Origin of the sequence: Serratia sp. M24T3 (assembly GCF_000257645.1) — a bacterium.
Taxonomy (GTDB): Bacteria; Pseudomonadota; Gammaproteobacteria; order Enterobacterales; family Enterobacteriaceae; genus Rouxiella.
The window spans coordinates 87,528-99,229 of sequence record NZ_AJHJ01000015.1; the positions used below are offsets into that span (position 1 = coordinate 87,528).

Consider the following 11,702-nt stretch of genomic DNA (forward strand, 5'->3'; position numbering starts at 1 on the left):
ATAATCAGCTAAAGCGGGCCTGACGACGTTCGAGCCAGTCAGAAAGCTCGGTCAACAGCGTGGTCAGCACCAGATAAATCAGCGCCGCGGCGATGTAGAACTGGAACGGGCGGAACGTCGCGGAAATAATGGTCTGGGCATACAGCGTGATATCAACCACGGTGATGGTTGACAGCAGCGAAGTGTTTTTCAGCGTCGAAATCGCCTCGTTGGTCAGCGGAGGCAGCACGATACGAAACACCTGCGGCAGCACGATACGGCGCATGATCTCGCCCTTGCTCATGCCCAGCGCCGAGGCTGATTCCACCTGGCTGCGCGGAATAGCTTTCAGGCCGGAGCGGATAATTTCGGCCACATAGGCGCCGCTGTTCATGGCCAGCGCCAGCACGCCCGCCACAAACGGCGACAGATGAATGCCAATTTGCGGGAAACCGAAATAGACCACGAACACCTGAATCAGCGCCGGCGTACCGCGAATAAACCAGATGTAAAAACGGCCCATGCCGCGAAACAGTTTGACCTTCGAGGTCTTGGCGCTTACCGCCATAAAGCCGAATACCCAGCTCAGTACGATGGTGCAAATGGTGATGAGCAAAACGGTCCACGAAGCCTCGAGGAATCCCATGCCATAGGTGTTGATGTCGTCCCAAAGTTGGTTCATGGCTGGATCCCCTGCTTACCTTTATTAGTAATCTGTGAAACATCTTCATGCAAAATACGGCTTAAGAACTGACGTAAGCGCGGGCTTTCCGGATTGTGTAGCACCTGATTGGGCGGACCGTCTTCGGCCATCACGCCCTGGTCGAAAAACACCACGCGAGAAGAAACATCTCGGGCGAAAGCAATCTCATGAGTCACCAGCAGCATGGTCATGCCATCATCGGCCAGCGAAGCCATTAGCGACAGCACTTCCCCTACCAGTTCAGGGTCCAGCGCCGACGTTACCTCATCAAACAACATCAGCTGTGGCTGCATTGCCAACGCGCGGGCAATCGCCACGCGTTGCTGCTGTCCGCCGGAAAGTTTCGCCGGATACTGAAAACGTTTTTCGTACAACCCAACGCGGCTAAGCAGGCTTTCGGCCAGTTCAATCGCCTGTTTGCGCGGCATTTTTTTTACCCGCAGAGGTGCTTCGATAACGTTTTCCAGCACCGTCATGTGCGGCCAGAGGTTATAGCTTTGGAACACCATGCCGATGCGGGCGCGCAGCAGTCGCAGCTGATCGTCCGTTGGCTGGGCGCGTGCCCCGTCGCGAAAATCAAACGCGAACTCGTCGAAATTCATAAAACCGCTTTGCGGCATTTCCATCACGTTAAGGCAGCGCAGGAAGGTACTTTTACCAGAACCACTGGCGCCGATAATCGACACCACTTCGCCTTTATGCACGTCGAGCGCAACATTTTTCAGCACGTGTAGATCGCCGTAGCTCTTGTTCAGCTCTTTAACCGTTAATAAAGGGGTAGATACTTCGCTCATTTGGCCTCCTCCGGCACGCTTTTCGCATTGTCGTATGAGACGCTCAAACCAATATCTGCCGGCTGACGAGATGCGCCATTAATCGGGGTGATGTCCTGCGGGCAGGCTGACAGCACGACATAGATATCCGCTTCGGCGCGCAGTTGTAATACGTCGCCCGCAACAGAACGCGGGGGTACGCGGTCTAGTTCACCGGCTTCGGTAATCGGCACATTCATAAAAAGATTCAACGAGGCGGGGGTAAACGGCAGTTTGATTGCCTTTTCTGCCAGCGCTTCATGGAAGTTATCGGTACAGCTGCGGTGATACTCACTACAGCCCAGCTCGCGATAAATGGCTGCATTGCACGGGCACAGCAAAGTATCGTGACGGCCCGGGGTGGTATCGCCGACCAGAGTAAACATCGCGCGGCGGTAAATACTCACTACCGGCATGCCCAACTGATAAAAAAGATTGCTGTTAATTGAACGAGTGTGCTCCATGGAGGAGTACTCAAAAGGGTCAGACTGCATCACAGCCCAAGCGTCAACAACTTGATTTCCCTGGAGATTGGTAATACTCAGCACCTGACCTTTCTGTAATGCTACAGCGGTCCCGCGCGTTGCATCCAATACAAAGTCAGACAGAGATGAGTCGTTTTTGGCGGTCATACAATTCCTCTCGCTATACAAAAAAACTGCTGCTATTTTCTTGGCATTCCTAATTGGAATTCCTTTGGTATACACAAGAAATGCAATTAAAATGCCAAGCGCACTTTATCCACTAAAAAAGAGTGAAAAAATGAACAAATTTTGTCTGATCCCGCAGCCCATCCATCAAAGCGGCTTACAACAACTCAGGGATAACGGCATTGAGCCGCTGGTTGGCGAAGAAGCTTGTGCCAATGCGCCAGTGGATCAGGTCGTCGCGGCTATCTATCGCAGTGGTCAATTTCCGCGCACCAGAATGGTGCAGTTGCCTGCTTTGCGCGCAATCGCCGTACACGGTGTCGGCATCGACGGTATCGATTTGGAAGGTGCCAATGAATTAGGTGTTGCGGTATTTAACACGCCGGGAGCCAATAACCGGTCGGTAGCCGAGCACGCGCTTGGACTAATGTTTGCTTTAACCAAACGCCTTCCCGAATCGGATCAGGCTGTGCGTCGGGGCGAGTTTTCATTCCGCTTCAAGGGGGGTTTACGTGAACTATTTGGCGCCACGCTCGGCATAGTCGGCTATGGCGCTATCGGCCAAATGACCGCTCAAATGGCCCAGGCGATGGGCATGCGCGTGCAGGTGTTAACCCGCCGCAGCGCCGAAGAACTCGCTGATTTGGGGCTTGAAAAAGCGTCAAGTCTGGAGAGTCTGCTGACCAGCAGTGACATCGTTTCTTTACATGCGCCTTCGCTGCCTGAGACACAGCATCTGATTGGCGCAGAGCAGCTGAAAATAATGAAACCATCGGCGTACCTGATTAACACCAGCCGGGGTGCGCTGGTGGATGAAGACGCGCTGATTGCCGCATTGCAGCAGGGGGAAATCGCCGGAGCTGGACTCGACGTATTTGCCGTTGAACCTTTGCCCGCCTCCAGCCCGCTGACCCAACTGCCAAACGTGGTGCTGACCCCGCACGCCGCCGCCTCGGCCGAGCAGGCGTTGATACGCATGGCGAGCGCGGCGGTAACCGGCGTGCTTGAGGTTTTAAACGACCGCTGCCCGCCTTCGATGATTAACCCACAAATTTGGGAGCTGCGCCGTCGTTGAGCCTAGTGTCAGCCAATGACTTGCGCCATCGGTGCCAGGGTCAGGCCATTGCTTTCCAGCAGCGATCGCAGCTGGCGCGCCATTGCAACGGCTCCCGGAGTATCACCGTGCACACAAATACTGTCGATGCGGGTCGGCAGTTTTTTACCATCCAGAGTGAGGATCGCCCCACTCTCCAGCATCTGCATGACCCGCGTGGCGGCCTGCTGCGCGTCGTGGATCACCGCGCCCGGCAGCTTGCGTGATACCAGCGTGCCGGTTTCCGTATAGGCGCGATCGGCATAAATCTCGCGTACCATTCTTAGCCCCAGTTTTTCGGCGGCTTTTTCTGTCTCCATGCCAGGCATCACGACCATAATCAAATCTGCATCAACCAGTTGAATAGCACGCGCCACCGCCATCGCCAGCTCAGGATCTTCCGCCGCCATATTGCCCATCGCGCCGTGAGTTTTTACATGCTGAAGCGGGAAGCCCATACTTTCAGCCAACGCCTTTAATGCACCAATTTGATAAATAATCTGTCGTTGAATTTGTGCGGGCGTTTCCCCAAGGATCTGACGACGACCAAACCCTTGAATATCCAGAAAACTTGGATGCGCCCCCGCCCCGACACCGTTGGCCTTGGCGGCCGTCAGCGTATTGAACATCACATCCGGATCGCCGGCGTGAAAGCCGCAGGCAATATTTGCCGAGGTCACAATGCTGAGCATCTCCTCGTCTTCGCCCATTTTCCAGGCTCCAAAACTCTCGCCCATGTCGCTGTTCAGATCGATCAACATCTTCTTTCTCCCGATGAGTAAATGATTGGCACTGTTTTTGCGTGCTGTTGTAGGTCATTGGAATAAGCACGCGCTTGCATTGGCTAATGCAAAACCACTGCCAGATGTTCACGGCGTATTGACAGCACACCAGTGGTATGCCAAAAGTATTCCGATATTTGTTTAAGTTAAAAGCATCTTTAAATTAAAAGCAATGAACTGTTTTTTTATCGTCGTTCTTCACGTTGAACTCCCTGCGCGGGAATGCGATTTTTTTCCAGAGGAAATATCAGTGACTGAAAATTCTGCCCCGTGGCGGATCCTGCCGATTGCCGATCAGGCAGTTTACGTCGATTTCGGTGAAGTAATTGATGAAGCGATCAACAGTCGAGTGACCGCCCTGGCCGCACGCGTGCGCAAGGCAGAAGTGCCCGGCGTAACCTCGTTGGTGCCAACCTATCGCGCGCTGACCGTGGGCTATGACTCGACTCAAACCCGACAGGCTAAACTGGTTGAAACCTTGACCGAGCTGCTTTCACAGCCAGATGCCGGTGCTGAACGAGTGAAAATCTGGACCATTCCTGTCAATTATGGCGGTGATCAGGGGGTTGATCTGGCGTGGTTGGCGCAGAGCCATGGATTACGCGAGCAAGAAGTGATAGATCGCCACATCGCGGCCTCGTATCGTGTTTATATGATTGGGTTTATGCCGGGTTTTGCCTACCTCGGCGGCCTCGACCCGCAGCTGCATACCTCGCGCCGTGAGTCTCCCCGACTGAAAGTTCCGGCAGGCAGCATCAGCATTGGCGGTATGCAAACTGCCGTCGGATCGGTGGAAGCTCCCAGCGGCTGGCATCTGATAGGCCGCACACCGGTGCGCAGCTTTGCGCCCGAACGCGGCCAGCCTTTTTTGTTCAGCGCTGGGGATAGAGTAAAATTCACCCCGATTGGCGAAGCGGAATATCACGATTTAGCGGCCAAGGCCGACTTTTTACCCGAGTGGAGTTGGCAATGATCGACGGTTTTGAAGTGTTATCTCCCGGCCTGTTCACCACCCTGCAAGATGCCGGAAGATTTGGTTTTGAAGACTACGGAGTGCCGCCGTCGGGCGCGATGGATGAAATGAGTTTTGCCATTGCCAACGCGCTGGTGGGTAATCAGGCTGATACCGGTGCGCTGGAATTTACCCTGACGGGCGCCACATTACGCCTGACCGGCAGCGAACCTTGCATTTTTGCAGTCACCGGCGATATGGCGCTGAGCATCGACGGCGTCGCGGCCGAGCCTTACCATCGGCTAACGTTATTACCGGGCCACACTTTACGCATTGCCCGCACGCTCAGCGGCGCGCGAGGTTATCTGGCGGTCGCAGGAGGCTTCAAAGTCAAGCCAGTAATGGGCAGTGTTTCGACGCTGATGCGCGCGGGTTTGGGCGGATTTAGCGGCAGGCAGCTGCAAAAAGGCGACTGGTTGCCGCTTAATCCTTCACTGCATCGAGTGAAAAAAAGTCATTGGATGCCCACTCCACACGGCGCTCATTTTACGGACAAAGCACGCGGCGTTCCCGAGCAACGGCTGATGCCACAGCGCGAACGACGCCCGATCCGAGTGATCCCGGGACCACAGGACGATCACTTTGATCAGACCGCGATAAGCCAGTTTTTGAGTACCGCTTATCGAGTCAGCGAACAAAGCGACCGCATGGGTTACCGGCTGAGTGGTAATCCAATCTCCCACACCAAGGGTTTTAACATTGTTTCCGACGGTATTTCACGCGGCAGTATTCAGATCCCTGGCAGCGGCGAGCCGATTATTGCCATGAACGATCGGCAAACTACCGGGGGCTATCCCAAAATCGCCACCGTGATCCGCGCCGATCTGGCTCGTCTCGGTCAGGCCAAACCCGGCGATATGATCAGTTTCGAGACTGTCAGCGTCGAGAAAGCGGAATCGTTGTGGGTTGGCCGACAGATGCAGCTTGATAACTGGCTCAACAAAGTGCGACGAAACGCTCAGCCGGCTTAAAAGAATGGGATTAAAGGTAGGCATTAATCTCTCCCCTGCCTGAGGGGAGAGCTTGGGGCGGCAAAACGTGGGATTATTTAATTTCGCTGGCTTTGGTCTCGTTAGCTTTGATTTCGCCCATCGCTTTCAGCGTTTTTGACATCTCACGACGCTCTTTGGACAGGTCAGCGTTTTTGATGATGTAGTCATCAACGCGATCTTCGTAGTCGCCACGCATGTTGGCAATAATACCCTGTACGTCATCAATGCTCATTCCCTGCTTGATATAATCGCTCAGGTTATCGAGCAGCAATACACGTTTCTGGTTATCGCGGATTTTCTTTTCGTTATCGACTATTTCACGCTGAAGTTTGTTTTTACGACGGAAAATTCGTACAAACTCCAGAACATCCTGGAAACTTGGCTTAATAGTATTATCCATTTTTACACCTTCGATTAAGTTACACAGATTCATTTACTCGCTGCCCGCAATAGCGAACAGACTATCAGGATTCGGAGTGCGCGACCATAACCGGCTCTTGCTTATCCATCGCTAGCGTGATCAGATCACCTAAAGATTTAAGCTGATCGGTAACTTGCATGCTGAGCCAAACATAACCATAAATTTGCGCTTCATTGTTCTTGCCACGATTCATGGACTGCATCAACTCCTGCAACTCTTGGGCAGATTCCGCCAATTGATTGCTGATTTTCAGCTCGTCGCCTATCGAACCATTGCGCATTAAAAGGCTGAGTTTTTCCAGGCAATCCAGAATCGAGCGCTGAGTATGGCGCAGCGTGCGGGCATTGAGCATGATGAAATGGCTTTCTCGCGAACTCCAGTAGGCATCGGCCAACAGTTCGAGAGTACAAAGCAGATTGCGGCACAGCGTTTGGGTAGCGTCGAAAACTTCACGCGGAATATGTGACTCTTTACTGGAAGCCGCGTGCAGTGCGCGCATTTTTATCATCTGCGACATTGCCAGTTTAAGCTTATTCTGCAATCTCGGTCGCTCGAGCATATTTGGCGACAGCCAGGCACTGTGCAGCTTGTTCAGCGACATCAGGTAATCCGACATCTGCATGCGCCAGTGAATAAACGCCCGCTGCGGGTAAATACTGGAAAACAGCAGTGCCAGTAATGAACCAATCAACACGTCGCCACTTCGCCATAGCGCAGTTTCCATATCACCCGGACCAGCACCAATGATTACCGCCAGCGTAACGCCGAGCAACAGTCCGGCGTAGGCGCGTCGACCCAAGGCCAGATAACCGCTGGCAAACACCGTTAACCCACACCAGGCCAGCATGACAGGCAAGGAATAAAGCTCAAGCCATAGCGCGATCATCCCGGCGATAGACCCGCCAATGGTGCCAATAATCCTTTCGGAAACGCGTTGCACAACGTTTCCCCAAAAAGAAATCGGCCCCATCACCACCACCAGCGTGATCAACGGCCAAGTTGCCTCGGGAAGATGAGTCAAACGAACAAACATAAAGGTGAGAACAAACGCCAGCCCCATTCGCAGCCCGTGCGTAACGCGATAGTTGCTGTAAATGAGATTATCTAGCGAAGATATTTTCTTGTCTAAACGCACAACCGGTACCGCCTGATTCAACCCGGATAATAGTATTCTTATATGTTATCCGACTTACCACGGCCGATCACCTCGCTTTTATCAAATAAACCAAAGCTTTTTAGACATAAAAAATATAAAAAATCTGATTAATCAAAAGATTGTCATTGCAATGATCGATAAGTTACCATTTTGAATAAGATGCTAATAATACAAGTACGGAATGTGAAAATATTGAGAAGGCGTTCATAGACCCGCTATCGCGGGTTTATGATTTTGGCCGAGTTGAATCAACTCTTAATTCGATGGTTTGCAGTCTGAATAGACATACCCTTCTTTGGCATTTCTGATGACATAACTACCGTCAATTTTTGCAAACATCATTCCATCAAGTGTCTTGGCCGTAAAAATCTGCCCACCATCTGGCGTTGTCGAGGTTTTGAGTGTCGGACTGATCTTTTGACCTTTGTCTTCTGGAGAAGCACTAAAGGTGTTACCGTTATCGACTAAAACTGCATTTTTACTGACCTGCTCTGAATGAACATTGCCGTTACTGTCTTCAGTACTATGAGTAACAACGCAGGTGAAGGTTTGTGTCGCAGAGGCGACTACTGGCAAGGAAAGCAGCAAAATTAGCGATAGTAATGGCTTAATTGGCATAATGCCCCCGATAAAAGTGATATATCAAAGGATAACATTCGCCGAGTGTCGCGGAAAAGCCCCCTGCAACCTTTTAAAACAGTCATCTTCTAATTTAATTCATCATGGCATTTTCTATGATTCAAATAATGGTTCCCTTTCATCAGGTGACTCAATAACATAGAAAATAGCGGGGTGACAAACGCAACGTACGAGCTGTCGATCCCGTAGGGGTTACCCAGCAGGTACCAACTAATAGTCAATATCACCGACAGGATAATGCCGTAAAACGCACCTTTATGAGTTCCAAACTTGGGAGCGTAAAAAGCCAATAATATAAATATCGCCAGCGATGCGCGCAGAGATTTTCCTAAAAAAGCAATTTTAAGAATCTTATCAGCGTGAAGGGCCAGTATTAGAGGAAGCAAACCAAAAAATGCCGTTGCCAGTCGCACGCAGATTAAAGATTTTTTCTCATCATTCTCTTTATTAAAAAAGGGAATATAAAAGTCATTCAATAATAAGGTAGCGTTCGACATAATCGCAGCGGATATTCCACCAAACAGTGCACCTGCCAAGCCGATAAACACAATACTGGTCGCAAATGCTGGCATATTGGCAATTATGCTCGGGAATGCATCGATTGATTTTCCGGCTGGATAAAGAACGGCGCTGCACATCCCAATTAAAGCTACCATTAATCCAAAAGGCACCATGAGAATAAATGTGTAGCTACAGGATTTTCTGGCATCTTTATCCGATTTGGTAATTGCTATGCCTTGAATAACATACTGAGTGGCAAATATAGACCCGATACCACTAAACATCCATGCCCCGATCTGGCCCCATCCGACAGCGGTAAAATCGAACATGCCTGGAGCTAATGATTTTTTGAGCCCCTCAATCCCACCCACAAATTTTAAAGCAAACCAGAGTGTTACCATTACACCTATAAATTTTATAATCACATTAAGCGTATTTGAATAGACCACGGACCTCATTCCACCGATGATCACAAAAAATATTGCCACCGCACCGCAGGCTAAGATTGCCTGCCATTTTTCGATTCCCACGACTTTTGACAGGACGGCTCCACCGCTGGCATAAAGAGCGATCGCCACAATACTCAACGATATCATGGTAAGAATTGATGAGGCATAACGCATATTTCGGCCATAGTAGCCGTCAAGGACGCCTGAGATAGTTAAGTTTTTTGTTGCTCTAAATTTCTTGACTAAAAAAACACCGAGCAATAAAAATCCGAACCCCAACGCTATAAGATTCCACGCCGCTGATATGCCTATTTCGAATCCTGTTTGAGCAGTCCCTATACTCACTGAGGTCCCGATATATTCTGAGACTATCAGGGCCGCGATTAAAATCGAAGGAAATGGCTTACCACCACTGGTAAAGCTTGAACCACCAGAAGCAGATTTTTTGTTTAAATATCCAATCCCTATTACAGCTGTAAAGTAAATAGCGGTAATGAGCAGTATAACGACGGTCCTGTTATTCATTATCGAATCCTTAGTAATAACATTAAAATTTCAAGTCGTCGAATAGGTGCCACTGAATCAAAAATATTTATCACCGTACTCAAAATACATAGCCAGAGCGGAGATATTCTCATTGAGGCTGTAATTAATATCTTAGCCTTATAGCGAGGATACGCATTGTGCATTTGCCTTGTTCTTAAAGCAGTTCTGAGGAAAAACCTTGTGAGGATGCCTTAAGCATTGCTATTTAATTCACAAAAAAACAACAAAACATCATTGAAAAGAAATAATGATTTTTTATGTGACTCAGTTAATGTTTTTTTTCAATCATCTGTGAGCACGTGAAGTTTTTGGATTTTCATCCATACTCATTAATGAACTAAAAATAGCGTGGATTTGTTAAATCACTAAATTTTATATAGAAGGTTAAAAATAATGCTACACATCAATTCATTCCTGTCTGCGCCACACGGTCTTTTTCGAAACGGCAATAGTAGCGTTTCCCTGACCTCAGGCTTGCTAATGCTCGCTTCATCTTTGTTGACTTGCAGCACTTCTCAGGCAGCGGATAACCCTATATTTCGCTCTTTGACGCCTGAGACCGCCAACCTGGATCGGTATCAATGGCATTACCGCCCGGTATTAATCTTTGCGCCTTCAAAGACAGATGCTAATTATGTTCAACAGATGGCGATATTGGAAAAGTCAAAAGTCGAGTTAGTTGAACGCGATATTATTGTACTGAGTGATACCTCTCCGGCTTCAAAGGGATATCTTCGCTCTCAACTTAATCCTCACGGATTTGAAGTTATGCTAGTAGGTAAAGATGGAGGGGTTAAATTACGACAACAAAAACCATTAAGCTCAGAGATGTTGCTCTCCACCATCGACAAAATGCCAATGCGTAAAGCTAATCTGTGATACAGAAACGGTCAAATTCCGTTTCTGTATCACGTGAATATCGCAAAAGTATTAGAAGGTAAAGTTTAACTGAGCCACTGCACCTAGAGTCCGATCATTGCCTTTCATGGCAGCAAGATCCAGATGCACTCTATCAAACGGTGAAATGCCTAAACCAGCGGTGTATACATTGGTGTCGTTCGACTTCATATCGGCTCGATAACCGGCCCGCAACTGCAGCCAACTTAGCAAGGAATACTCGACACCTACCCCAGCGTACTGACTTTCATCCTCAGTTTTGAAGCGTTTGGTTGGAGTAACGTCGACATCAAGCGCAGCCGTCAGCCGTTCAGTATGAAAAGATATACCGGGCGTCACGACAGGGCTTATCTGATAAACGTCTTTGACACCGTTGACCTCTATAGTATTAATATTACGCGATATAAGGTTCTGCGCGCTAACACCCAGCGTCCAATTGTCGCCAATATCAGTTGCCGCACCGGCATCAATGTTGAAGCCAGTGTCAGTGCTTCGATCATGATGGCTAAGGACGTCAGACTTGTTGAAGCTATAAATTGAGGAATTGTAGTTGTATAGATAGGTTTCTTGCAGCTTAGGGGTGATACCGAAAGATACTGCGTGTCCGGCAATGCTAAACTCATGCGCTACGGCCACACCGTAATCATAAACGATCGCCGCGCGCGCCAAGGCAGTGGAGGTCAATTTATTTTGATCTCCGGGCAGAGGGATCACCGTACCATCAGCAATACCTTGAAGGTAGTCAATATCGCTCTGAGTGATATCGGCATTACCGTGCCCCGTTCCATAAGCCTTCGCCACAAATGCAAACGGCAGTGTTTCATTGGGTATGGTAACTGCAAAAGCAGCTCCTGCGGTGCCAGATGCCTGACTGCCCTTAATATCACGTAATTGACCAGCGACATCACCGGCCGCCGCCTGTATTTTTGGATATTCTGCAAAACTGGTAATATTGTTGACCATCTCCTTATAGCTATCGACACTGTCACCCAGGTCATCAACCTTATTTACCAGCTTATTCTTGTCGGTCACTTGTATACCGGCAGCTGGAAAAATAATGCTGGCCGTAT

At 49.5% G+C, this 11,702-nt stretch carries 13 protein-coding genes; 4 read left to right on the forward strand and 9 right to left on the reverse strand.

The features are described 5' to 3' along the window. Positions 1-4: 4 nt before the first annotated feature. The 3 genes from SPM24T3_RS13425 to SPM24T3_RS13435 are packed head-to-tail and all read right to left on the reverse strand — an operon-like array spanning position 5 to position 2,126. Positions 5-661, reverse strand: a complete 657-nt coding sequence (locus SPM24T3_RS13425; protein WP_009637312.1) for an amino acid ABC transporter permease — start codon at positions 659-661, stop codon at positions 5-7. Continuing rightward, positions 658-1,476: an amino acid ABC transporter ATP-binding protein gene (locus tag SPM24T3_RS13430; RefSeq protein ID WP_009637313.1), complete on the reverse strand. Its 819-nt coding sequence runs from the start codon at positions 1,474-1,476 to the stop codon at positions 658-660. The genes SPM24T3_RS13425 and SPM24T3_RS13430 overlap by 4 nt, the downstream gene beginning before the upstream one ends. After that, positions 1,473-2,126 (reverse strand): DUF1989 domain-containing protein, encoded by a 654-nt coding sequence (locus tag SPM24T3_RS13435; RefSeq protein ID WP_009637314.1) that lies wholly within the window; start codon positions 2,124-2,126, stop codon positions 1,473-1,475. The genes SPM24T3_RS13430 and SPM24T3_RS13435 overlap by 4 nt, the downstream gene beginning before the upstream one ends. 130 nt (positions 2,127-2,256) lie before the next feature. Between SPM24T3_RS13435 and SPM24T3_RS13440 the strand changes: the two genes are divergently transcribed. Beyond that, positions 2,257-3,219 carry a hydroxyacid dehydrogenase gene (locus SPM24T3_RS13440; protein ID WP_009637315.1) on the forward strand — a complete coding sequence of 321 codons (963 nt, stop codon included), beginning with the start codon at positions 2,257-2,259 and terminating at the stop codon, positions 3,217-3,219. An 8-nt stretch (positions 3,220-3,227) separates the two neighbouring features. On the opposite strand, the gene SPM24T3_RS13445 is transcribed toward SPM24T3_RS13440, so the two are convergent. Next, entirely contained in the window at positions 3,228-3,998 is a 771-nt protein-coding gene (locus tag SPM24T3_RS13445; protein ID WP_009637316.1) for a LamB/YcsF family protein, read from the reverse strand. 271 nt (positions 3,999-4,269) lie between these two features. On the opposite strand from SPM24T3_RS13445, the gene pxpB reads away from it, so the two are divergent. Beyond that, complete coding sequence (pxpB, locus tag SPM24T3_RS13450) at positions 4,270-4,992, forward strand: 5-oxoprolinase subunit PxpB (RefSeq protein ID WP_009637317.1); 723 nt, start codon at positions 4,270-4,272, stop codon at positions 4,990-4,992. Then, the gene (locus SPM24T3_RS13455; protein WP_009637318.1) at positions 4,989-6,002 is read left to right on the forward strand and encodes a biotin-dependent carboxyltransferase family protein; all 1,014 of its coding nucleotides are present in this window, start codon (positions 4,989-4,991) and stop codon (positions 6,000-6,002) included. Before pxpB ends, SPM24T3_RS13455 begins: the two co-directional genes overlap by 4 nt. 73 nt (positions 6,003-6,075) lie before the next feature. On the opposite strand, the gene tmaR is transcribed toward SPM24T3_RS13455, so the two are convergent. The 4 genes from tmaR to SPM24T3_RS13475 form a co-directional block, all read right to left on the reverse strand. Beyond that, positions 6,076-6,423, reverse strand: coding sequence for a PTS system regulator TmaR (gene tmaR, locus SPM24T3_RS13460; protein WP_009637319.1), 348 nt, complete (start codon positions 6,421-6,423; stop codon positions 6,076-6,078). 64 nt (positions 6,424-6,487) lie between these two features. Further along, positions 6,488-7,579, reverse strand: a complete 1,092-nt coding sequence (locus SPM24T3_RS13465; RefSeq protein ID WP_037378510.1) for an FUSC family protein — start codon at positions 7,577-7,579, stop codon at positions 6,488-6,490. Positions 7,580-7,855: 276 nt separating this feature from the next. Next, positions 7,856-8,218 carry a hypothetical protein gene (locus SPM24T3_RS13470; RefSeq protein WP_009637321.1) on the reverse strand — a complete coding sequence of 121 codons (363 nt, stop codon included), beginning with the start codon at positions 8,216-8,218 and terminating at the stop codon, positions 7,856-7,858. An 89-nt stretch (positions 8,219-8,307) separates the two neighbouring features. Next, a complete protein-coding gene (locus SPM24T3_RS13475) occupies positions 8,308-9,714 on the reverse strand; it encodes a sodium:solute symporter family protein (protein WP_009637322.1) in 1,407 nt (468 codons plus the stop codon). A 414-nt stretch (positions 9,715-10,128) separates the two neighbouring features. Here SPM24T3_RS13475 and SPM24T3_RS13480 point away from each other — a divergent pair, with 414 nt between their 5' ends. Next, the gene (locus SPM24T3_RS13480; protein WP_009637323.1) at positions 10,129-10,614 is read left to right on the forward strand and encodes a DUF4174 domain-containing protein; all 486 of its coding nucleotides are present in this window, start codon (positions 10,129-10,131) and stop codon (positions 10,612-10,614) included. 51 nt (positions 10,615-10,665) lie between these two features. Here the strand turns inward: SPM24T3_RS13480 and traF are convergent. Then, positions 10,666-11,702, reverse strand: a 1,037-nt coding sequence (gene traF, locus SPM24T3_RS13485) for a conjugal transfer protein TraF (RefSeq protein ID WP_009637324.1), incomplete at its 5' end; no start/stop codon positions are given.